The following is a 23,848-nucleotide window of genomic DNA, read 5'->3' as shown; positions in this document are numbered from 1 at the left end:
CATATTAAAAAGTACTTTGTATTACAAAGTGTAGGGGCAAAAAAAATTACCGTATGCCCCTGATCATGTTTTCGAGCGCTTCGATATGTTCTTTGAAAGCTTTCTCGCCCGCCTTGGTGATGGAATAGGTGGTATTGGTCTTTCGCCCGATAAATCCTTTATGCACTTTGATATAGCCATGTTCTTCGAGGGTGGAAAGATGGGAGGCCAGGTTTCCATCGGTAACATCCATTAGTTGTTTGAGATCATTGAAATTGATCTCTTCGTTCACCATGAGAGTGCTCATCACCCCGAGGCGTACGCGGTTATCGAAAATTTTATTGAGATGTTCAATTGGGTTCTTCATGCAATGCTTATTGACTGATTCGTTCGTATTTCCACCACATCACCAATCCGTATACGATGTGCAATACGCCGAATCCGATGGCCCAGAGATACAGCCCGAGGCCAAGGCTGTAAAGATTGATAACTCCCAGGATCAGCTGTCCGTAACCCAGGTAGCGGATCTCGCCCAGGGTGTACTTGGATGCATTCACCAGCGCCAGTCCGTAAAAGATAAGGCAACCGGGAGCGATCATTTCAAAATATCCGAGTTCAAGGCAACGCCAAACCACTATTCCACCAATGCCCAGTGGAAGGATGGTATTCCACATGAGCCGCTGCACTGTGCGATCCCATAAGGGTGTTTTCTGTTTCCTGGACCGGATCCAGGTAAAAAAGAAAGCGCTTAGGAATGCGGCCACGAAGGTACAGATCGCAATGATGATAAGTTCCCGGAATACCTGGATCCTGGAAATGATGATGGGAGTTTTGGAATACTGTTCAATATCGCCCCCCAGGAAATTCTCCAATGTGTTATTGGCGAACCAGGCCCCGATCAGCGCGCAGATACCGGCGCTCACACCACTCCATCCACTCAGTGAAATAAAACGGGACGAACGTTCCATCATCCGTTTAATGTCCTGTAAAGTATCCAGTGATTGGTGTTGAGAAGTCATAAAAAGCACTTTGTAATACAAAGTAGCAATAAGTTTTTCATATCTGCAAGTTTTTTTCGCTCAGCATGAGGGAAATTCTGCATTCGGTTGTTATACTAAAACCCGGGCGGCAGCGTTCAAAATGGCCCCAGCCCGGCTCTTTAGAATATGTTAAAAGATGGTACGCCACCATTCATGCACATTTAACAAGATATGATTAAAGGCATTGGCGTATTTTTGAACAAGATCAAATCAAGTCCGTGGAAAAACAAAGTATGAGAGGCTGTACACTGCTGATAGTTTTATTGCTGTGCCTTCAGGGTATACCCCAGGCACAAACGAAGGTCCTCAGAGGGATCATCAAAGATGCACATAGCGACGAACGCGTGCCGTTCGCATCCATGCAATTTCTTAAAAGAGGCAATGGTGGCGTCAGCGACTCTTCCGGCGCCTTCATCTTCCGCTTCGATCAATGGCCCGCAGATACCATTAAAGTTACCTATGTTGGTTTCCAGGACTTCCTCCTGGTAATTGACTCGGCACTCGTCAGCAAAGAGAAAAATGGAGTGCTGGACCTCACCATCATGCTGGAGCGGGGCAAATACACCGAGGAAGTGGTAGTGAAACAAAAGATCGATCGCGGCTACCTCATGTGGAAACGCATCGTGAAGCACAAACCCAAAAACGACCGCTACCGCTTTCAGAACTTCTCCTACGAGCTCTACAACAAACTGGAGATCGACCTCAAGAATATCAAAAAAGATAAATTCGGAAAGCTGCCCTTCGTGAAGCAGTTCAAATTCGTGCTTAACAATATCGATACCACTGAAGAAGGCAATACCTTCCTTCCCGTGTACCTTACAGAGGCGATTTCCGACTACTATTATCAGAAGTCGCCCAAAAAACGCCGGGAGGTATTCAAGGGCATCAAAACCATCGGCGTCAACAACGAGAGCGTGGGCAAGCTTCTCGGGGGCATGGACCAGAACATCAACTTCTATTCCAATTTCATCCCGGTATTCGACAAACTGTTTGTAAGCCCGATCAGTGATAATGGAGACAACTACTACCGTTACCGCGTACTGGACACCCAGTACGTAAACAACCAGCGTCTGATCCACGTAACCTTTACGCCCAAACGAAAAGGGGAGAATACTTTCGAGGGCGATTGCTGGGTGCATGATCCCACCTGGGCTATCCAGAAAATGAACCTCCGCCTCACAAAAGATGCGAATATCAATTTCGTGGACAAGCTGAGTCTTATCCAGGAATTCAAACTGATCAACGATACCACCTGGTTCCTTAGTCGTGATAAATTTGTGGTGGATATGTCGCTCACCGGCGAGAAGGCCCTCTCCGCCATCGGTCGCAAAAGCACCACCTACGAAAATGTAATAGTGAACGACAGCAGCGTTCTGAACGAACTGGCAAAGAACCGAATCCTGGAAGAAACCATAATGCCTCCCGAAGCCATGAAAGTACCTGACAGCTTCTGGGTGGAAGCTCGCCATGAGGACCTGAGCAAACACGAGAAAGCGCTGTATAAGACCATCGATACGTTGCTGAGCCTTCCTGCCTTTCGGCGTGTAGCCAAAACCGTTAATTTCCTGGTGACCGGCTACAGGAATGTAGGCAATTATGAGATCGGCCCCTGGTACAACTGGATCACTTATAACCAGCAGGAAGGTTTCAGAACACGCTTCGACCTGGGCACCAATAAATATTTCAACAAGAATCTTTTCCTGCACGGTTATCTCGCCTATGGCTTCAAGGACCAGGAATTCAAATATCAGTTCGACGGCCGCTGGTTCTTCGACAAGACCCCTAGAACCTATGTGAGCTGGATGGTGCGTCACGACTTCGATCGCGGACAGCAATACTATGATGAGATCAGCCAGGACAATATCTTTGCGCTGGCCATCCGCAAGAGCGGCGTGCCCATCAAGTTCCTGATGATGGACGAACGTAAACTGGAATTCTTCAGGGATTCCAAGATCGGTCTCTCAGTAGCCGTGTCAGGTTCACATAAGGAATTCGACCCTGTAGCCAATCTTCCGTACAAGAGCATGTTTGCAGCGAGCGTGAAAGACAGCAGCCTCAAAACGGCAGAGTTCTCCATCCGCCTGCGTTACGCATATCTGGAAAAATTCCTGGAAAGCACTTTCAACCGTTACAGCCTGGGCAGCGACTTCCCTATCGTTGAGTTCCGTTACACCAGGGGTATGAGCGGTATCTTCAACAGCCGTTTCGATTACCACAAACTGAATGCAAGCATTTCGGACTACGCCAAGATCCCTCCGTTTGGTACACTTTACTACAATGTGTTTGCGGGCCGCACTTACGGAAAACTGCCATACATGATGCTGGATGTAGCGCCTGGTAATGAGATCTACTATTACAACAAATATGCGTTCAACCTGATGAATCGCTATGAATACCTGCACGACCGCTATGCCGGTGTGAATGTGGAGCATAATATCGGCCCCGGCCTTTTCCGTTTCATTCCGCTGACGCGCAAATTCAAGTTCCGTCAGTTCTGGAGCGCCAAAGCATTGTGGGGTGGATTGAGCGAAGAGAACAAAGCTTATAACATGCCTGTTGGCTCACCTTATATTTTCGAATCACTGGATGGTAAACCTTATGTGGAGATCGGAACCGGTGTAGACAATATCTTCAAACTCTTCCGGCTTGATTTCCTGTGGAGAGTATCTCCCACTCCGCTGCCGAAAGAGAACGTTAAGAAATTCGGCGTATTTTTCAGCTTCAAACTGGCATTCTAAAAAGTCAAAAAATATACAAAAGCCCGGTGAGATCATCACCGGGCTTTTTACCTTCAGGCAATGACTAACCCGATTTTGAAACATATATTGATCATTCTGCTGGCAATTCAATTACCGCTTCACTTGTTATCCCAGGATTCTCTGGAAACGCCGGTGTATACGAACGATTACCTGGGTATCAGTGTCAGGATTCCCGGAAAGATCGGATTCCTCACAAGAAGGGTAGCAAACGATCTTACCACCTATTATGTGAAGGCTTTTGATACGGAGCAGGAAGTTCACTACATCTGCCTGATGGAAAACAATGCCAAAGGTTCAGATGTTATGGTTGATTCGGTTATACTGAAGGGTTATCTGAAAAAGATAAAAGGCAATCCGGGTATAAACGGATTACAATTCAGACCATTGAGTTTCGAGGGTTATCCCGGGCAATTGCTGAAATTCTCCGATAGCTCAAGCGGAACAGCTTTACATTTTTCGGTAATGAATATCCTCCGGGGAAACAGGAATTATTTTTTCACTTTGTTCAGCCCGTTGAGGAAAATGGTAAATAAGCATGAGGACCGCTTCCTGGCTTCCCTGCAGTTTATTGAACCTGACACTACAGGATGGACTGATCATCTGCTTCCGCAAAATTCCTTACCGGTTTGGGCTCCCGCACCTTTTGAAAAAGTAGAAAACGATACTATCGGCAATATCTTTGAAGAGTCAAGTCATTTCTCTTACGACAGTGTTACTTCCACCAATCTCACCATCAGTAAGTTCATCTTTCCCCGGCTGTTCTGGTATCCCAGCGATACGGCATTGCTCCGGGCCAGGGTTGCCGAAAGCATTGGAGAGGGAGAAAGACTGCTATCTTTTGAATTTACGCATAACGGGCCTTTCAGATCTGCAGAAGGCTGGATTGGTTATACTCATTCACATATGAACCGCAGGGTCCGTTTACTGGTAAACGGAGATACCCTGATCGCGATGGTAACCGCTGCGGATATGCGCACATTGAAAAGCGCGAATATTAAAAAGATGTTTGAAAATTACCGCCCCGCTGCTACTCCTGCCGCTTCAACCATTTTCACCAACAAGTCAGGACAGCTCTTCAATGATTTTGAGTCGTCCGACACAACAGTGCTGAATGAAGTGATCGATATAGCGGAACTGGTTACTTACACAAAGGAGGATCTTCCCTGGTTGTATGAAGGATTGAAGCGCAACTGGAGCAGGGCTGATCTTTTTATCAACAATTATTATGCAGGCGCATTGGTGCAGGTGCATCATCCTTCTACTTTAGATACATTGAAAGAAATGTACAGGAATGCAGGGTCCGATATGGTGAAAGCGGAGATCCTGTTTGCGCTCGCCGGTTGGAGAACTGCTGAGGCTCATCGTATCCTGACCGATCTGCTTTTGAAAGGAATACCCGCCAATGACAGGATCTATGATGTGTTCGAAGTATTCAGGGATTCTTCTGCCCTGGCCGCTCCTTTTGCGCAACAATTGTTGCCTTTGTTGAAAGACTCACTGGCAAGACCATTCGTAATTCAATTATGCGGGCAGCTCCTGGAGGAAAAGTTCATGCAGCCTGCAGCACTTGGCGCATGGAAAGGGTTTATTTATAAACATGCTGCCGGGATAGCTGCTGCCAAACTTGATGAAAGTACGCCTTACTGGTATTGTATGGCGATGGTCAAATTGTTAACTTATATGATGGAACCGGGAGCAATATCATCCCTGAATAAATTCCTTTCTCAACCTTCAACAATTATCAAACTGGGAGCTGCTGCAGCACTGATCCGGAATAACCAGCCAGTGCCTGCTGCTGTTTTGCAGAAGATCGCAGCCGATAGCATCACCAGGATCATACTGTACGATACATTAACCAAGCTGAAGAAACCAGCACTGTTCCCGGCAAAATATTTGAACCAGGTTGCTATTTCAGAAAGTGAATTGCTCGATTATATTTCTGATCACAGCTCAGAGTTTTCAAGTATCAATTTCCTCAAAGAAATAATTACTGATTTCAAAGGATCGAAACAAAAGTTCATTCTTTATAAACTGGTATTCGATATTGAAGGATTTCCCCAGCCCTTTCTTGGTATTGCAGGGCCATTCCCGGTAAGGCCTTCTGCACTTCCTGTTACCGGGTCAGCCGCTACCGGCGTGTTTTTGGGAAGAGGTTATGCCATTGAAAATATTGATGACGATCTGAAAGAATGGCTGATGCAGTTTGAAGAATAAATAAAAATCCCGGTTGTTATGGCAACCGGGATTTTTTTATGATTTGAACCGCAGCACTATTTCACATTCACTGTGATGGTTGTGCTCAGTTTGGATCCGTAAGAACGGTGGATACCATCTGCAAACTGGAGGGAGATCTTATGTTTACCGGGAGGCAGGCTCAGCTCGGCCTCTTTCTGTGCATTTCCAAAATGAAGATGTACAGAGTCCTTTGGAACAACTGTTCCGGAAGCCAGTGAATCCAATCCGATAAGGATATGGTGATGACCGGAAGCTGGCAGGATATCGCGGGCAGTGTCCACTGCGATATTGTCTGCACCCATTTCCACTTTAAAAGGAGAGGTTACAGTTTGCCCGTCTTTCAGATTCTTGAAGTACACTTTTGCGCCTGCGGGGATCTCCGGAACAGGTGCGATCTCAGTTCCTGCTGCGGGTGCATGGTGATCATGACCATCATGGCTGGCTGTAGCGGTGGTATCAGCATCGGCTTTCTTTTCTGAAGTTGCTTCATTGCAGGCTACCATACCCAGTATCATCAGTGCAGGAACAAATTGAAATTTGCGCATAGCGATTTTTTAGAGTGTGAACGATTAATTACAAGCGTGGACAAAGGTAGCCGTTTAGGGCTATTCTTTTACACCTGTATTGTTAACGGGCGCAGGATAATTCCATTCACTTCGGTTGAGCTTCCTGGTTACCGGATAGATCTCATCCATCGTATTGCCATCGTACAACCTTCCATTCTTCATTACGGAATGAATGGAATTACTGTTACGGATATTCTCCAGCGGATTCTTATCCAGAATGATCAGGTCCGCCAGCTTGCCGGCTTCTACGCTGCCGAGGTCCTGGTCCAGGCCCAGTCCTTCAGCACCCAGTATGGTGGCGGTTTTCAAAGCATCGTGATTGGTCATGCCGCCGCTTTGCATAGACCAGAGTTCCCAATGATATCCCAGCCCCTGGAGCTGTCCGTGACTTCCGATACCGGCCAGTGCACCTTTTTCCACCATCGATCTCATACTCTTAGCATGCTTCTTGAACACGTGCTCTTCTGGCATGAACCAGGCGCTTCGCCTGCGGGTCTTGGCAGCGAATTCTTCGTAAGGAGTAAACCAGGCCAGCTTCTTATCATTATATGGCATCTCCGTTTCGTAATAATAATTCTCCGCCCAGGGACCTCCATAAGAAACGAGCAGCGTAGGCGTCAGACACATTTTGGATTCGGCTACTGCGCCCGTCACGTCTTTATAGAGCGGGAATATAGGGAATGTGTGTTCATGACCGGGATAACCATCCAGCAGATTGGTGATATTCATTTTGTAGTTCAGTCCACCTTCAGTAGTAGGCATCAGCTGCTGATCTTTCGCAGCCTTGATGATCCATTGACGGACCTGGCGCGGCCCGAGCATATACATTTTGATGTATTTGGTATTGTAGTACTGGCTGTATTGTTTCAACACCTTGCTGGCATGTGCTGAGTCTTTGATATTGTACATCCAGAAACCAACACCAGGGCCGGTGGAGTACACGCGGGGTCCGGGCATTTTACCGGCGTCCACCATATCGCTGTAGGTGAGTACATCGGTAGTAGCTGTTTGCGGATCACGGGTGGTGGTTACACCATAGGCGAGATTAGCAGTGTAGATCCAGGAATTTGTTTTCTGGATACCCCAGGGATTCCACATATGCGAATGCGTATCCACGAAGCCTGGAATGATGGTCTTGCCGTTACATTCGATCACATTAGCTCCTGATGGAACCTGCAGGGTTCCTGATGGACCAACAGCTTTGATGCGATTGTTCACTACCAGCAGATCGCCGTTCTCTATCACTTCGTTTCCTTTCATCGTTATGATGCGGGCGCCCCTGAACAATACAGAGCCTTTGGGGAAGTCTTTCTCGAAATACAGTTTCACCTGTGTTTCGGCAGGCTTGTAGGCAGGTTCTTCTTTGGGTGCTTTGGCTGCCAGCGCTTTTTTGGTACTGTCTGCTTTATTGGTGGTAGGATCGGCTTTTTTCTTTGCTTCTTCTTTCTTCGCCAGTTTCAGACTGTCGTCGAATTGTTCCGCTGCTTCCAGGTTGTACACGATATGTGAGTTGCCGATGGACCAGTGAATTTTCTTTCCATCACTTTCCCATGCGGGAAATTCGCCTCCCAGCTCAGTGAGCCTGCGGGCAGGGTAGATGGCGGAACCGGCATCTGCAACGGAGATGCTCAGAGGCTTTCCTGTTTTTACCATCGTGAATACAAAAATATCATTGTTCACCTGCGCGAGGGCACGGTCGCCATCAGGCGACAACAACACTACTGCCGCTGAAGCGGGTGTTTGTACTTCCATCGCTTCCGCCATGCTTTGCGACAGCATACAATAGTTGGTAGCATCCAGCGCATGATCATGCCCGTGGTCTTTCAGGTTGCTGATACCATATGTTGTGATGCCCGTTACCTTCGCCAGTGTTTTTTCATCAGTCCCATCCAGGCGGATAGAGATCAGGCTGCCCCCCTGGTTCAGGTACAAACGATCATCGCCTTTGATGAAATGCGGATTGCTTCTGCCATTGGCTTTATCGATATAGTTGACATCCCCTCCATTGGCGCTAATCCAGCAGAGCTCATCTTCTCCACCATTTCCGAATGGACTGATCGCATTCTTGTAACGCTGGTTTCCTGTGCGCACAAAAGCGATCTTATCGCCGGTATAGGTCCAGGCTGGATTGGCGTATAACGCCGGCTCCTTTGTCAGTTGCCGGGCAGGGGCTTTTCCATTCACAGTTACTTTGTATAAATGGCCACCATTTGCAGACCAGGTAGTGAAAACGATCTGGCTTCCATCGGGAGACCATACAGGTTCAGCTTCGGTAAAATCATTATTGGTAAGGCGCTTTGGCGTGCCGCCCGGATAATCCATTACATACAATCGGTTAAGCACTGTGAAAGCCAGTTTCTTTCCATCCGGCGAAGGCACGGCATCCCTGATCTGCGTTGCCAGGGCATAAGCCGTGTCTGACACAGGATACTTGAATTCAAGACGTGGCCCCAGTTCCAGGTCAACATCTGCATTGAAGGGAATCAATTCAGGTTTACCACCGGCAATGGGTATGCGATAGATCTTTCCACCATAGGAAGCGATCAGGGCCTTACTGTCAGGCGTGAATGTCATTCCCGGCAATACGCCCATGGTTGCGATGGATTCCTGTTCATCGCGTTGCACAGGATAAGCAAGCCACCGTTCATCCCCATTCTTCAGGTTGCGGATCACGAGGCCGGTCTTGTCTTCATATCGCGTACCATAAACCAGCCATTGTCCGTCTTTCGACAATACCGGTGTAAATGCAGACCCGTATCGCGTGCTGATGCCCTGCGTTTTTCCATTCTCCCTGTCTAATACATTCAGTTGGTATTGCGGCAGCATCGCATTATAATTCCAGAAACCTGCACGTTGGGAAAAATAGACATAGCGTCCATCCGGGCTCACAGCCGGATCGATGGTTTTGATTCCCGGAGCGTCTGTGAGCTGGGCGCCGGAGCCTGCATCTTTGTGAAGAAGCCAGAGCTTAACATCCAGGCGGCCACGGGCGGCTACGATGTAATTGCCATCGGGCGTCCAGGCAGCACTGGGAAAATTCTGATCCCGGTCTTTTGTCACCTGCACGGTATCTTTCTTTTCAGTATCTAGGTACCAGATATTTTCTGAACCACTGCGGTCTGAAGTGAATAATATCTTTTTTCCGTCGGGACTGTAACGGGGATGTGTATCGAAAGCGAATCCGCGGGTGATGCGGGTTGCCTTACCACCGGTAGCGGGAATGGTGTAGAGATCGCCCATGAGGTCGAAGACGATGGTATTGCCATCTGGACTGATATCTACCGACATCCAGGTACCTTCATCAGTATTGAAAGAGATATTTCGTTCAGGCTTTAGCGGTAGTGTTTTCACTTCTGTGAATGCGAAACCTTTTTTAGGAACAGTATCGGTTAGCCGCTGTCCGGGGAATCCGGCGCCCAGTGCTGCTCCGGATGTCAACAGCACAGCCAGCCAGAGGCCCCCGTGGGCGGGACGGCGTAAAATAGTAGATCGCATAACAAATCCTGGTTTTATTTGTATAGGAATATACAACCAAAAAAGAGTAATTCTCCGGGCCCTGTATGATTTGTTATGAACGGCATTTTTTCAAACAAAATAATTGATCAGCAAATGAACAGAACAATACACCTTGAACAACTGGAGCAATTCAATGGCGTATGGGACATAGTGATCATAGGAGGCGGGGCTTCCGGGCTGGGGGCCGCTGTGGATGCAGCCTCCAGAGGATATTCCACTATTCTTTTCGAACAGTATGATTTTGCCAAGGGCACCAGCAGCCGCAGCACGAAACTGGTGCATGGCGGTGTGCGCTACCTGCAGCAGGGAAATATCAAACTGGTAATGGATGCGCTTCGCGAAAGAGGACTACTCAAACAGAATGCACCGCACCTGGTAAAGAATCAGTCCTTCATTGTTCCCAATTACAAATGGTGGGAAGGTCCATACTACGGATTCGGTTTGAAAGTGTACGACTGGATGAGCGGCAGCCTCGGACTGGGAACTTCCGAATGGCTCAGTACCGAAGAAGTGCTGAAACTGGCGCCCACGCTGGATACGGAGGGATTACGCGGTGGCGTGCTCTATCATGATGGTCAGTTCGACGATGCGCGGCTGGCCGTAAACCTTGCGCAGACAGCCGCAGGAGCAGGCGCTACCATTCTCAATTATTGCAGCGTTACCGGTTTTCTCAAAACCAATGATCATATTGTTGGTGTGCAGGTAAAAGATCAACTCAGCGGCAAAGAATATGAAGTGCAGGCGAAAGTAGTGATCAATGCTACCGGCGTTTTCTCCGATGCTGTTCAGCATATGGATGATCCTTCCAGGCCCGCCAGTATTTCGCCCAGCCAGGGAATACACCTCGTGCTCGACAAATCTTTTCTTCCAGGCGAAGCCGCCATCATGATACCGCATACAGATGATGGCCGCGTACTCTTTGCTGTTCCCTGGCATAACAAGATCATCGTGGGTACTACTGATACACCGGTTGATCATATCTCTCCGGAACCCGTAGCGTTGAAGGAGGAAGTTGATTTCATCCTGCATCATGCCGCGCGCTATCTGACCAAAGACCCAACCCGTACGGACATAAAAAGCGTTTTTGCAGGTTTACGCCCGCTTGTGAAAAGCAGTGCAAAGAAAACAGCAGAGATCTCCCGCGATCACCAGGTCACCGTTTCTGCATCGGGCCTCGTAAGTATTCTGGGTGGTAAGTGGACCACTTATAGAAAGATGGCAGAAGATACTGTGAACACTGCCGCGGTGAATGCACAGCTTCCCTATCGTGAATGTGTAACCGCATCGCTGAACATTCACGGTGCACAACCCACCACTAACTTCAACACTGATGACTATTACTATGGTACAGATATCAGCGGCATCGATAAACTGGTGGAATCCGATCCTTCCCTGACTGAACTGATCCATCCGGCATTGCCTTACACAAAAGCCATGGTAGTGTGGGGAGTGAAAGAAGAATGGGCTGTTACTGTTGAAGATATTCTCAGCAGGAGAACGAGGGCAATCTTATTGGACGCGAAGGCAGCATTGGAAGCAGCTCCTGTAGTGGCCGCCCTGATAGCAGACCTGACAGGAAAAGATGAAAACTGGATAAAGAAGGAGCTGGAGGCATTTAAGAAAATAGTAGCAAATTATTTACCGGAAGCGATATGAGCAGGGTGAGGCGAAGTCAGTTAGCAATTACAGCGCTTTTTCCTGCTCGCAGCGAATGAGCTGCTGTAGTTGTTCTTCACTGGGAAGGCTGGTGAGATATTTTGAAACGAAAACCTTTTGACATGGCATTTGAGGATGCGATGATAAAACACCAGATCGATCCGGTAATGTGTGTTATCGAAAGTGATGCGCTTTTGTCTTTCTTCAAAGCAGAATCCTTTGCCCATTTCAAGCAGGAAGCTCTGGAGCTGACTGATGATCTCTCCTTCAAGGTCTGATTCTTCCAGTATCGCTTTGGTTTTGATGTTGAGAAATTCCAGAACGTAGGGATTGCGAAGAAAATCTTCGGGTCTTGTGCCGCTTCCTTTTTGATGGCTTTCGAGAACAGCTTGCTTGTCTTCGCTTAGTCCCGTACGTTCATAAAGCATGCTGGAGATGGCGCGTTGCAATTCACGTACAGACCAGTTGTTGCTGATAGACATGGTTTCATAGAAGAGGCGCTTGAGTGGTTGATCTTGTTTGATGAGCTCAACGAGATGGGTGAAAGAGAGGCGATTAACCAGTTGATCGGGAGAAGTTAAATCAAGGCCGTCAATTTGAACTGATGGCAAACGGTCTGCAAAATTTTCATCAACCAAATTTGAATAACCTTGTACTTTGCTGGCAATCTGAGGATAGGTCAGGTAAAATTGTTCAGTCAGTGACTGAACAATTTAGTTTAACCTGAATCATAATATGTAAGAGAATAAATATTATCTCTTTGAAATCCTCAAAATCATTCTCCTCCACTTTCACTTAATACATTCCTCAAAACAAAGATCCCCGGCTTAACCGGGGATCCTAACTCATTTAATTTTATCTACGGCTTCGAGTATTATCTCACATGCTTCCCTGATCTCTTTGTTGCTGATCGTTAGTGGTGGCACTATTCGTAAACACTGCGGAGCAAACAAGAACCAATCTGTCAGCACCCGTCTCTGGCCTTTCTTTCTGTTGATGCAAGCATCAATTACTTTCTTATTGGTCTCGAAACTATCGAACTCCACTGCCATCATCAAACCACAACTTCTTACAGCTTTGATCTTCGGGTGATGGAGCAGGTTATGAAATAACATTTCCTTCTCCTGCACTTTCTCCATGATACCGCGTTTAAGCAATACTTTCATGGCCGCCAATCCTGCAGCACAGCAAACGGGGTGTCCGCCGAAAGTAGTGATATGCCCCAATACAGGATCTGCTGTAAGGTGATTCATCAGCTTACGATTGGCAACGAAAGCTCCCAACGGCATCCCGCCGCCAAGGGCTTTTCCCAGTAACACAATATCCGGCACCACCTTGAATTGCTGGTATCCCCAGAGTGTTCCCGTTCTTCCGAAACCGGTTTGTATCTCATCAAGGATCAGCAATGTTCCTGTTTCCTTACATTTTTGCGCCAATGCTTTCATCCATTCTTTGGTAGGTGCATAAATGCCGCGCTCCGCCTGCACACTTTCAGCAATCACACAAGCTGTGCGGTTGCTGATGGCTTCGATAGCATCATAATCATTGTAATCCATATGCAACACATCCGGCAATAATGGACGGAATGCATTCCGGAAATATTCGTCTCCGATAATACTCAACGCGCCCTGGGTGGAACCATGATAGCTCTGGTTGAATGCAATGATCTGTGTTCTGCCGGTAGCGCGCTTGGCGAGCTTCATTGCTCCTTCCACCGCTTCCGCTCCGGAGTTGGTGAAGTATACTGAGTTTAAGGAATTGTGAAGATGATCGGTGAGCAGTTTTGCGTATTCCACCTGCGGAGTTTCCACCAGCTCACCATACACCAGCAGGTGCAGGTATTCATCTGCCTGTTGTTTGATGGCCTTCACCACTTTCGGGTGACGGTGACCGATATTACACACACTGATACCTGCTATCAGATCGATATACTCCCTGCCTTTGGCATCGGTGAGGATGCTTCCTTCAGCCTTCACAATTTCGAGCGCCAGCGGAGCCGGGGAGGTCTGCGCCACATGCCTTAAGAACATTTCCCTTTGATTCATACTGATATACTTATAAGTACAAATAAAACCAAATTCCGGCACTTGAACAGAATTCCTTCAACTGGCGAAAATTCAGGATATTTGTTGCATGCCACTAATCTTACATGTAGACGGAGTTTATCCGCAGTTCGGACAAAATTGTTTTATAGCCCCCAATGCCACCATCGTAGGAGATGTAGTGATGGGCGATGAAGGAAGTGTTTGGTTCAATGCCGTAGTGAGAGGAGATGTGAACAGCATCCGCATGGGTAATAAAGTGAATATACAGGACGGTGCCGTGATCCACTGCACTTACAAAAAAACAAAGACCATCATCGGTAACAATGTTTCGATCGGCCACAATGCCATTGTTCATGGTTGCACTATCGACGACAATGTACTGATCGGAATGGGAGCTATTGTGATGGACAATGCGAAGATCGGCAGCAACAGTATCATTGCAGCCGGAGCCGTTGTGCTGGAAGGCACGGAAGTACCCTCAGGCACCATTTGGGCAGGCGTTCCCGCAAAAAAAGTAAAAGATATTGACGCATCTCAAATTCACGGCGAAATAGACAGAATAGCAAACAATTACGTACGGTATGCAGCCTGGTTCAGGGACCAGGTAACCGGTGAAAATGGGTAGAACTATTGACCCGGTGAAATAATATTCTTAGTTTGAAATCGTTTAACCGGAAGAAGTTATCGCTTATGAAAACCATCCGTTCGATCGTATTGATCACAGCCAGCTTCCTGATAGTTTCAGGCAGTTCCTCCTGTAAGCTCTGGAATAGTGTGTTCGGCCCCAAATACGGTTGCCCTGCCAATAGCAAGAATGCCGGCGCCGAACGGATCCTTAGCGGAGAAAAACTGCCAAAGGCCAAGAAGTTCAAATCATAAGCACAGGGTCCCTGTTCACCTAAATCCGTACCGTATGAGCCTCGCACTTCGTACCGACTTCGGCTGCACCGAAGCTATTATTGATGATGATTGTGGCTATAACCGATTCTATGAAATAGCCGGCATCCTTACAGATGATCTCGATATTCAGTTCTCCCAAAAATCAGATAGTCCAGACAGCAGTTACTGGGATTTCCATTACAAGGGATTCGCCCTCACCCTTCATTACAATATCTATACGGGCGTAACCATCTATCCATTCAAATTCCGTGAAGCGCAGCGGAAAGAAAATGATGCAGTAGTGGAAGTGGCTTCCTTCCTGGAGAAAAAATTACAGGTGCATCATTTCAAAAGATATGTAGCCTAGTAATTCTTTTCATCGATGGAGCCCAGGATGTTCAGATAGCTCACATACCTGTCTACCGCTACTTCGCCCGTTTCCTCCACCGCTGTTTTCACAGCGCAGCCGGGCTCATTTACGTGCAGACAGTTATTGAACTGACATTCTGTGATCAGCTTTGCCATCTCAGGATAATAATGGGAGAGTTCTTGTTTTGAAATATCAACAAGACCAAACTCACGTACACCGGGCGTATCGATCACGCTACCACCAAAAGGCAGATCGAACATTTCTGCAAATGTGGTAGTGTGCATCCCCTTTCCGCTCCAGCCGCTCACGTCCTGGGTTTTCAGACCCAGCTCAGGAAAAATGGAATTCAGGAAAGATGATTTACCTACGCCGGAATGCCCGCTCATGAGCGTGATCTTATCTTTCAGCAATTCCTTCACCTCTACAACGCCCTTGTTCTGCGCAACGGACATCGATACCACCTTGTATCCAATTCGCGTGTACATCTCCGATAGTTCCTCAAGCCTTTCTTCCTCCTTTTTTCTGTAGAGATCGGCTTTATTGAAAACAATGATAGCGGGAACATGATAGGCTTCACAGGTGACCAGGAAGCGGTCGATGAATCCCTGTGAGGTCTTAGGGTCTTTGAGCGTGGCAAACAGCAGGCTCTGATCCAGATTGGCTGCTACGATATGATGTTGTTTCCGGTGGGAAGGTGACTGACGGTTGATATAATTTTTCCGGGGAGTGATCTCATCGATCATGGCGCTGTTATCGGTACCGGGCTCAGGACTGATGCCAACAATATCACCTACCGCAATCGGGTTGGTGGACGTGATATCATCTATCTTGAAAACTCCCTTGATACGCGCATTGTAAAAACGGCCATCTTCCGCTTTCACCACGTACCAGCTTCCTGTTGATTTGTAGACCGTTGCTTTCATATTGGTATTACACTACGGAAATTTCCTGAACAGGGTAAACCGCAATGCCATTTCCAGCAAAAGTAATGCAGCGGCGGCAATCGCAAAGGGATGAAAACGCTCAGTATACCTGCGGAAGGTAGTAACTTCGATCTTCGACTTCTCCAGCTGATCAATTTCCCTGTAAATACCCTTCAGACTTTCATTGTCGCGGGCACGGAAATACAGGCCCCCGGTTTGCTCCGCGATCAGCCTCAGCAGCTTCTCATCGATATTCACTTTCTGCTGGCGTGTAACCACCCTGCCGGTTTCATCGGGGATAGGTACGGGTGCATATCCATCAGTACCCACACCGATCGTGTATACGCGAATGCCGTAGGTGCGGGCCAGGTCTTTGCCTTCGAGCGGGCTGATCCTTCCGCCCTGGTCTTCGCCATCTGTGAGCAGAATGATCACTTTCGATTTTGTTTTGGAATCTTTCAGTCTTGCTACGCTGATGCCTAATCCATCACCGATGGCGGTACCATCTTCCAATGCGCCAAGCTGGATATTATAGATAGCGTTTTTCAGCACTTCCTTATCTGTAGTAAGCGGAACCAGTGTAAAGCTTTCGCCCGAGAAGATCACCACACCAACGCGGTCTGTAACGCGGCTGTCCACGAAATCCGCAGCCACCTGCTTGGCCGATTCCAGCCTGTTGGGCAAGAGGTCCTGCGCAAACATGCTGCCACTTACATCCATACAAAGAATGATATCGATGCCCTGTCCTGTTTTCAGTTCTTCATCAAAACGGGTTTGCGGTCTCGCCAATGCGATAATGAGGCATACCACTGCCAGGCAACGGCAAATGAAGAGCGAATGCCTGAAAAGATTTTTCCATGAAGAGCCCTGTTTGAAACTGTCTGTTGTTGACAACAGCACCGTTGCCTGATATTTGCCGGCCTTCTTCAGGTACCACCAGATCATTGCCGGCAGTACTGCCAGCAAGGCAAAGAACCAGGGATGGGCAAATGTGATATTTTGGAACCAGTTATAAAGCAAGGTCAGGTAAGATTATTGAGTGTTGTAATAGCAGAACGGATGCTGTTGAAGTTCTGCTCATTTTCTGTATCTCCGGGTGTGTATTTTGCAAACTTCACAAAGTCTGCGATCTGGAGGGCCTGCGCCAATTGGGTGAACTGTTCAGCATCCGGCTTTAAAGTAACCAGGGCCCTGGTGAGCTCGTCATTGGTTTTTTCGAGTGAGGATATCCGTAATTTGCGCATCACGAACACCCGCAATACATCGTTCAATTGTGTATAGAAGAATTTACTTTCTGCCGGCGCCGGCCATCCTTTTTGTTTCAGGGCATCCAGCGCGTTGAGCGCTTCTTCGTAGGGAGTTAGCTCCGGTACTTTTTCTGCAATGGGAATGTCTTTCTTTTTCTTAGCCATCAGTAACCAGACGATGGCAATCAGAGACAAGAGGGTAACAACACCGATGATCCAGGGGATGGCTCCTGCAGATGGGTTCGGTACTTCTATGATCTCTTTGATATCCCTGTAATCTGCATCTGGATTGTAAGGCGTATAAGACACATTGATGCCGATGGAGTCCGTGGCATATATAGTATTTCCAACTTTGAGGGTGAGCGGAGGTATTACGCGGTAGCCACTATCGTAACTGGTAATGGTAACTACCTGTTGGATCTTTTTACCATCCACACCTTCAATAGTGTCTACTTTTCCTTTTTCCAAAAACTCGAAAGCAGGAATGGAATCCAGCGTGAACCAGCTGATCTGGGCGCCGAGCGGCATCCTTGCATCCAGCAATAACTTCACCGGCTCGCCGATGAGGATGGCATCCTTATCTACTGAAGCTTTTACCAATACCTGCGCATTCAAACCCAGGGTACTGAATAGTGCAATAAACCACAGCAAAGCTGTTTTCATGTATCCTATTTATTTCTGCCGATAAAGAATTTTTGTAACACTTTCACATAGTCCTCATCCGTGCGTATATGCAGGAGATCGCAGCCGGCCTGAGTGAATACCTGCTTGCAATATTCTGTATGACGGAAAAATCCGGACTGATGTTTTTGTCTGACCAGGAAATCGCTGGTATCAACATAGAACTGCTGTCCGGTTTCTGCATCTTCCGCCAGCATCATTCCTGCATCCGGCAATTGCATTTCCATCTTGTCGTATATCTTGATGCCGATAAGATCGTGTTTGCGGCCTGCTACTTTGAGAGCATCGTTGAAACCGGTATCCAGGAAATCGCTCAGCAAAAAGGCGATGCATTGCTGGCGGGTGGAATTGGTGAAGCGGCGGAGCGCTTCTCCCAGGTTGGTGCCTTTTTGTTTGGGTTGCATAGACAGCAATTCACGAACCATGTAGAGTACATGATCCCTTCCTTTTTTCGGCGGGATCATCTTTTCCACTTTATCGCTGAAGAAGATCAGTCCCACCTTATCATTATTGCTGATGGCCGAAAAGGCAAGCACGGCGCCGATTTCCGTGATCAGGTCTTTCTTACGTGCATGTGTAGTGCCGAAGAGGGAACTGGCGCTTACATCAACTATCAGCATTACGGTAAGCTCACGTTCTTCCTCGAACATTTTACTGAAAGGATGATTGAAACGCGCGGATACGTTCCAGTCTATGAAGCGCGGATCATCGCCGGCCTGGTATTCGCGCACTTCCTTGAAATGCATACCCCTTCCCTTGAAAGCGCTGTGGTATTCACCGGTGAAAATATGCCGGGTGAGCCTTTTGCTTTTGATCTCGAGCTCTCTTACTTTTTTTAATATCTCGGTTGTTGTGAGCATGAGTTGGGATTAAGGTACCTGGATAGCGCGGAGAATATCATCCACCACATCCACTACGTTCACGTTCTCTGCTTCTGCTTCATACGTGAGGCCGATACGATGACGCAATACATCTTTCGAAATACTACGGATATCTTCCGGTATCACATAGCCGCGTTTGTTCAGGAAGGCATGTGCTTTGCCTGCCATTGCCAGGTTGATGCTGGCGCGTGGCGATCCTCCATATGAGATCAGCGGCTTCAGTTTGTCAAGTTTGTATTGTTCAGGATAACGGGTAGCAAACACGATGTCTAAAATGTATTGTTCCACTTTTTCATCCATGTACACCTGCCTTACCAGGTCGCGTGCCTGCATGATCTCCTGCATGGTCACCACGGGTGAGATCTGTGGTCCTTTCAGCCCCTGCACATTCTGACGTATGATGAGTTGTTCTTCTTCTTTTGTAGGATATTCCACAATCACTTTCATGAGGAAGCGGTCCTGCTGCGCTTCAGGAAGCGGATAAGTTCCTTCCTGTTCCAGTGGATTCTGGGTAGCCAGTACAAGGAATGGCTCATCCAGTTTGTAGGTGGTATCGCCGATGGTCACCTGTTTTTCCTGCATGGCTTCCAGGAGAGCGCTCTGAACCTTTGCCGGTGCGCGGTTGATCTCATCCGCGAGAACGAAATTGGCGAAGATGGGGCCTTTTCTCACGATGAATTCATGCTGCTGCTGGTTATAGATCATGGTACCGATCACATCTGCCGGCAGCAGATCGGGCGTGAACTGGATCCGGCTGAATTTGGCCTGTACTGCCTGAGAAAGGCTTTTTATGGTAAGGGTCTTTGCCAGACCGGGCACCCCTTCCAGGAGGATATGCCCATTGCAGAGCAGGCCGATCAGCAGCCTGTCCAGCATATGGTGCTGGCCTACGATCACACGGGCTGTTTCGTCCCGGAGACGGTCAATAAATGAACTGTGAGACTGGATCTTCTCATTGAGCTGGCGAATATCATCGGCTGTTAATACCATAAACCGGGTTTAGCATGAATGAATGATAACAAGATATAAAATTACGCGAAATGCAGTTGCAATATGCTTGCCAACTTGATGGCCGGAGGCCGGGAATGAGATAATTTATAGTTCAGCCGAAACACAATAAATACCGGCATTTACAGTTTGTAGTGAAACCCCGAGTCATTTAAAACCCCAAATATGAAAAAACACATGCTGAGGCTGACTCTCCTGGCCTTCGTGACCTTATCCGTATTCTCCTCCTGTAAGAAAGACAAAGACGACGACAAACTTGCTGTAAATGCAGAAAACCTGATCGGCAACTACAAGCTGGCTGACCTGAAAATGAAGGTTAGCGGAGTTGGTGAAGAGTCCATATTGTCTGAATTCGAAGAATGCGAGAAGGACGATGTTTATCAATTGCTGGCCAACAACGTGTTCAAAGTTGTTGACGAAGGAAAAAAATGTGAAAATGATGAGACTACAGAATGGAGTCTCAACGGTAACAAGATCACACTGGAAACTTCTGCCTTCTTTATCTACGGAGACTTCGAAGTAGTCAGCCTGACCAAGAGCCAGCTGGTTCTTTCACTGACAATGTCTGAGGGAGGCAATACCATTACTTACACGGTGATCCTTAAGCGCTAATATTATATTCAACGAACCGAGCCCCGGTTGATATAACCGAAAAAATATCGCAGGCAGCGCCAAAAGCGCTGCCTGTTTTTTTAGCTTAAATATTTTCCTACAATAGGCACTCTTCTTCCCACGCCGAAAGCTTTGCTGCTGACGCGGATGATAGGGCAGAACTGATTTCGTTTATACTCCGCCGTGTTGACCAGTTTCAGGATCCTGCGTACAAGGGCTTCATCGATGCCCATTTCAATGATCTCTTTCGGTCCCTGTCTTCTTTCGATATACTGATACAGCACTTTGTCCAGTACCGGATATTCGGGAAGGCTATCGCTGTCTTTCTGATCAGGCCTGAGCTCTGCCGAAGGCGCTTTGTGAATGATATTTTCAGGGATGATCACTCCGTTCCGGTTGATGTATTCTGCCAGCGCATACACCTGCATTTTGTATACATCACCCAGCACGCTGAGACCACCGGCCATATCGCCGTAGAGGGTACCATAACCGGTTGCCAGCTCACTTTTATTGGAAGTGTTGAGCAGGATATATCCGAATTTATTGGCAATGGCCATCAGCAGGTTACCGCGCGTGCGGCTCTGTATATTTTCTTCAGCCAGTCCAAAAGGCAATCCTTTGAACACCGGCTCCAGGGTAGTCAGGAACTGGTTGTAAATATCTTTGATGGGGATGATATCGCAGGGATTGCCGAGGTTCCTGCTCAGTTGTTCCGCATCCGACACAGAGTGGTCAGATGAAAATTCGGAGGGCATCAGGATGGCGCGGACATTGTCTTTCCCCAGCGCTTCGCAGGCTAACGCCAAAGCCACAGCGCTATCGATACCACCGGAGGAACCGAGGATCGCTTTGGAGAATCCCATCTTCCTGAAATAATCCCGGATGCCCAGGATCAGCGCCTGGTGGATCTCCCCGATATTCTTTTCAGAAGTGAGATAATCTATGATCTTATCGGGATCGTCCACCTTCGAAACGCGCATTTCCTTATCAAAGGCAGTGGTGGCGCGCTTCAGCGGAGCCGGAGCTTTGGTAGTAACAGTGGATTGCTCCTGGTCTGTATCCACAATGGCGAAATCCTCCTCAAACACTTTCATGGCCTTGATCACCCGGCCTTGTGCATCCATCACCAGGCTGCCTCCATCAAATACCACTTCGGTTTGCGAGCCGATGGTATTGCAATAGAACATGGGCAATTTGTACTTGAGTACATTGGCCCGGATCACTTCCAGCCTGTCGTCATCATGATCATAATCAAAAGGAGAGGCTGAAATATTGATCATGAGATCGGGATGCTGCACAATCAGTTTGTCCATCGGATTGATACGGTACAGGGGATTATCGCCCAAATTCCAGATATCTTCACAAATGGTAAGTGCGATGCGTTTCCCTTTGAAGCGGACCACTTCCCAATGGTAGGCCGGCTCGAAATAACGGTTCTCATCAAATACATCATAGGTGGGCAGACAGGTTTTCTGCGCCACACCCAATACCTGTTTCTCATAAAGGAACCAGGCCGCATTGAAGAGGTCCTTTCCTTCTTTCTCGGGATTGCGCTGGGGAGCGCCAATGATCACGCCGATGGTGTCTGTATGCTCCTTGATGATATCGATTGCCTTGTAGCATTCATTCACGAAGTCGTTGAACTCAAGCAGGTCGCGCGGAGGATAGCCACAAACGCTCAATTCTGAAAATACCACCAGGTCTGCTCCTCTGGATTTGGCGTACTGAATGGCGCCGATGATCTTCCGGGTATTGTCTTCAAAGTTGCCGATATGATAATTCTGTTGCGCTAAAGCGATCTTCATACCTCAAATTTAAGCCCCATCCGGGGGATTTTATATTTTGGATTTCTTTTTACAACATATTTTTGCCACAAACGTTTGACTGGCATGAAGAAAACCGCCTTCGCCCTCCTGTTGGCCACCGGGCTTTTCGCCTGTAAGAACAAGAATGTGCCCGATGTTTCCAACATCAAAGTGAACCTGACCGTGCAGCGGTTTGAACAGGATTTTTTTGCTATCGATACCAATAATATCGAAAGAAGTATGCAACAACTCGTCCCCCGGTACGGCGGATTCCTGGGCGATTATGTGTTGAATATCCTGGGTATTGCACCCATGGCTGATTCAGCCATGGTCAGTCCTGAACTCCCATTGAAACATTTCCTGAAAGATTACCAACCAATCAAAGACAGTGCAGATAAACTGTTCCGCAATTTCGCTCCCTACGAGAAAGAAGTGAAAAAAGGACTGCAGTTTGTCAAATACTATTTCCCTGCCTATCATCTTCCTGAAAAACTCATTACCTATATCGGCCCGATGGACGCCGCTTTTGAAGCCTCCCTCGGCAAATACGGAGATGTGATCACGCAGGATGGTCTGGCCGTGGGGCTGCAGCTCCACCTCGGCAGCAATTTCTCGGTCTACCATTCGGAAATGGGACAGCAATTGTATCCGACCTATGTTTCCAGGCGGTTCGCTCCGGAATACATCGCTGTCAACTGTATGAAGAATATCATCGACGATATTCATCCCGAAAGGATCCGCGGCCTCAACCTGGTGGAACAAATGGTGGAAAAAGGGAAAAGATTGTATGCCCTGGAAAAACTGTTACCCTACACTGAAGACTCCCTGCTCACGGGATACACGGCCAAACAACTCAAAGGCTGTATCGAAAACGAAGGAATATCTGGAACTTCTTCCTCACCAACGGACTCCTGTACAAGAACGAACCTGATCTCATCAAGGAATATATAACCGACGGCCCTTTCACACAGGCGCTTGGCCAGGGATCACCCGGCTTTATTGGTATGTGGGTTGGCCGGCAGATCATCCGGAAATACGTGGAGAAACACAAATCCGTTACCCTTCAGCAAATACTGCAAACGGATCCCAAAAAAATATTCGAAGAGAGTAAATACAAACCGGGTTAACCCGGTTTTTTATTTGGAGATCTTGGTCTTCATCCACTGCCTTACCTTTTGCAGATCGGCAATATCCACAAAAGCTTCTTTGGGAATAATGAAGAAAGAACGGGCATCGAAATACAAATGAAAGAAATAGGGGCTCTCGATGAATTTGCTGAAAGACTCCCAGCTCCAGTCTTTAGATCCGCGCTCTGTTTCCAGCGTTACCGCATTTTCGTTGAAATGCATGATGAAATGGTCCTTGAACGTGCTGGACCTTTTATAGATACTGGAGGGAAGCACTCGCCAGATCACCAGCATCAGGATGAACCACAATACAGAGAACATCAAAAAAGAAACCGGTTGAATGATCTTATAGGCGAACAATATCGCGGAAAGAATGGCAAACACGTTGATGAAGATCAGCAGTATCTTGATCTCAGGCCTCATCAGGAAGTGATACCGCAATGCCTGTATCACCTGCTTTTTATCGTAACCAAATTGAACCGTCATTAGCACACTTTAAGGGCCGTAAATGTAAGGAGA

20 protein-coding genes and 1 pseudogene are annotated in these 23,848 nt (G+C 47.6%); 8 read left to right on the top strand and 13 right to left on the bottom strand.

The genetic code is table 11. The annotated features are described in order from the left end of the window. Window positions 1–46: 46 nt before the first annotated feature. Window positions 47–346 (bottom strand): winged helix-turn-helix domain-containing protein, encoded by a 300-nt coding sequence (locus FSB84_RS09570; RefSeq protein ID WP_130541778.1) that lies wholly within the window; start codon window positions 344–346, stop codon window positions 47–49. A 7-nt stretch (window positions 347–353) separates the two neighbouring features. Continuing rightward, window positions 354–998 carry a hypothetical protein gene (locus FSB84_RS09565; protein WP_207234266.1) on the bottom strand — a complete coding sequence of 215 codons (645 nt, stop codon included), beginning with the start codon at window positions 996–998 and terminating at the stop codon, window positions 354–356. Between the two features lie 254 nt (window positions 999–1,252). Between FSB84_RS09565 and FSB84_RS09560 the strand changes: the two genes are divergently transcribed. Together FSB84_RS09560 and FSB84_RS09555 are read left to right on the top strand one after the other, a co-directional pair. Then, entirely contained in the window at window positions 1,253–3,757 is a 2,505-nt protein-coding gene (locus FSB84_RS09560) for a DUF5686 family protein (RefSeq protein ID WP_130541780.1), read from the top strand. A 75-nt stretch (window positions 3,758–3,832) separates the two neighbouring features. Further along, window positions 3,833–5,992: a hypothetical protein gene (locus FSB84_RS09555; RefSeq protein ID WP_130541781.1), complete on the top strand. Its 2,160-nt coding sequence runs from the start codon at window positions 3,833–3,835 to the stop codon at window positions 5,990–5,992. A gap of 56 nt (window positions 5,993–6,048) precedes the next feature. Here FSB84_RS09555 and FSB84_RS09550 read toward each other — a convergent pair whose 3' ends face one another. Together FSB84_RS09550 and FSB84_RS09545 are read right to left on the bottom strand one after the other, a co-directional pair. Beyond that, entirely contained in the window at window positions 6,049–6,558 is a 510-nt protein-coding gene (locus tag FSB84_RS09550; protein WP_130541782.1) for a DUF4399 domain-containing protein, read from the bottom strand. 60 nt (window positions 6,559–6,618) lie between these two features. Beyond that, window positions 6,619–10,074 carry an amidohydrolase family protein gene (locus FSB84_RS09545; protein ID WP_130541783.1) on the bottom strand — a complete coding sequence of 1,152 codons (3,456 nt, stop codon included), beginning with the start codon at window positions 10,072–10,074 and terminating at the stop codon, window positions 6,619–6,621. A gap of 114 nt (window positions 10,075–10,188) precedes the next feature. On the opposite strand from FSB84_RS09545, the gene FSB84_RS09540 reads away from it, so the two are divergent. Continuing rightward, window positions 10,189–11,751 carry a glycerol-3-phosphate dehydrogenase/oxidase gene (locus tag FSB84_RS09540; protein ID WP_130541784.1) on the top strand — a complete coding sequence of 521 codons (1,563 nt, stop codon included), beginning with the start codon at window positions 10,189–10,191 and terminating at the stop codon, window positions 11,749–11,751. Window positions 11,752–11,771: 20 nt separating this feature from the next. Here the strand turns inward: FSB84_RS09540 and FSB84_RS09535 are convergent, their stop codons facing one another. Both FSB84_RS09535 and FSB84_RS09530 read right to left on the bottom strand, forming a co-directional pair. Beyond that, window positions 11,772–12,362, bottom strand: coding sequence for a PDDEXK nuclease domain-containing protein (locus FSB84_RS09535; protein ID WP_158643825.1), 591 nt, complete (start codon window positions 12,360–12,362; stop codon window positions 11,772–11,774). Between the two features lie 234 nt (window positions 12,363–12,596). After that, window positions 12,597–13,781, bottom strand: a complete 1,185-nt coding sequence (locus FSB84_RS09530) for an aspartate aminotransferase family protein (protein WP_225980029.1) — start codon at window positions 13,779–13,781, stop codon at window positions 12,597–12,599. Between the two features lie 103 nt (window positions 13,782–13,884). Between FSB84_RS09530 and FSB84_RS09525 the strand changes: the two genes are divergently transcribed. From FSB84_RS09525 to FSB84_RS09515, 3 genes are all read left to right on the top strand, one after another. Continuing rightward, complete coding sequence (locus FSB84_RS09525) at window positions 13,885–14,421, top strand: gamma carbonic anhydrase family protein (RefSeq protein WP_130541787.1); 537 nt, start codon at window positions 13,885–13,887, stop codon at window positions 14,419–14,421. Between the two features lie 65 nt (window positions 14,422–14,486). Further along, window positions 14,487–14,675 (top strand): hypothetical protein, encoded by a 189-nt coding sequence (locus tag FSB84_RS09520; RefSeq protein WP_127129300.1) that lies wholly within the window; start codon window positions 14,487–14,489, stop codon window positions 14,673–14,675. A 34-nt stretch (window positions 14,676–14,709) separates the two neighbouring features. After that, entirely contained in the window at window positions 14,710–15,042 is a 333-nt protein-coding gene (locus tag FSB84_RS09515; RefSeq protein WP_130541788.1) for a hypothetical protein, read from the top strand. On the opposite strand, the gene rsgA is transcribed toward FSB84_RS09515, so the two are convergent. The 5 genes from rsgA to FSB84_RS09490 are packed head-to-tail and all read right to left on the bottom strand — an operon-like array spanning window position 15,039 to window position 19,767. Continuing rightward, window positions 15,039–15,968, bottom strand: a complete 930-nt coding sequence (gene rsgA, locus FSB84_RS09510) for a ribosome small subunit-dependent GTPase A (protein WP_130541789.1) — start codon at window positions 15,966–15,968, stop codon at window positions 15,039–15,041. The two genes, FSB84_RS09515 and rsgA, sit on opposite strands and share 4 nt — an antisense overlap. Window positions 15,969–15,980: 12 nt before the next feature. Beyond that, window positions 15,981–16,988, bottom strand: a complete 1,008-nt coding sequence (locus FSB84_RS09505; protein WP_130541790.1) for a vWA domain-containing protein — start codon at window positions 16,986–16,988, stop codon at window positions 15,981–15,983. A gap of 2 nt (window positions 16,989–16,990) precedes the next feature. Further along, window positions 16,991–17,878: a BatD family protein gene (locus FSB84_RS09500; protein WP_130541791.1), complete on the bottom strand. Its 888-nt coding sequence runs from the start codon at window positions 17,876–17,878 to the stop codon at window positions 16,991–16,993. A 5-nt stretch (window positions 17,879–17,883) separates the two neighbouring features. Then, window positions 17,884–18,756: a DUF58 domain-containing protein gene (locus tag FSB84_RS09495; protein ID WP_130541792.1), complete on the bottom strand. Its 873-nt coding sequence runs from the start codon at window positions 18,754–18,756 to the stop codon at window positions 17,884–17,886. A 9-nt stretch (window positions 18,757–18,765) separates the two neighbouring features. Next, on the bottom strand, window positions 18,766–19,767 hold the full coding sequence (locus FSB84_RS09490; RefSeq protein ID WP_130541793.1) for an AAA family ATPase: 1,002 nt from the start codon (window positions 19,765–19,767) through the stop codon (window positions 18,766–18,768). A gap of 183 nt (window positions 19,768–19,950) precedes the next feature. Here FSB84_RS09490 and FSB84_RS09485 point away from each other — a divergent pair, with 183 nt between their 5' ends. Beyond that, the gene (locus FSB84_RS09485) at window positions 19,951–20,397 is read left to right on the top strand and encodes a lipocalin family protein (protein ID WP_130541794.1); all 447 of its coding nucleotides are present in this window, start codon (window positions 19,951–19,953) and stop codon (window positions 20,395–20,397) included. 80 nt (window positions 20,398–20,477) lie between these two features. Here FSB84_RS09485 and FSB84_RS09480 read toward each other — a convergent pair whose 3' ends face one another. Further along, complete coding sequence (locus FSB84_RS09480) at window positions 20,478–22,202, bottom strand: NAD+ synthase (RefSeq protein ID WP_130541795.1); 1,725 nt, start codon at window positions 22,200–22,202, stop codon at window positions 20,478–20,480. 84 nt (window positions 22,203–22,286) lie between these two features. Here FSB84_RS09480 and gldB point away from each other — a divergent pair. After that, window positions 22,287–23,329 (top strand): annotated as a pseudogene (gene gldB, locus FSB84_RS09475) (gliding motility lipoprotein GldB). Between the two features lie 9 nt (window positions 23,330–23,338). Here gldB and FSB84_RS09470 read toward each other — a convergent pair. Next, entirely contained in the window at window positions 23,339–23,815 is a 477-nt protein-coding gene (locus tag FSB84_RS09470) for a YcxB family protein (protein ID WP_130541797.1), read from the bottom strand. Window positions 23,816–23,848: the final 33 nt, after the last annotated feature.

This window comes from Pseudobacter ginsenosidimutans, from assembly GCF_007970185.1.
GTDB lineage: Bacteria > Bacteroidota > Bacteroidia > Chitinophagales > Chitinophagaceae > Pseudobacter > Pseudobacter ginsenosidimutans.
The sequence above is the reverse complement of the archived record's forward strand: the minus strand, read 5'-3'. Positions and strand labels throughout refer to the sequence as shown.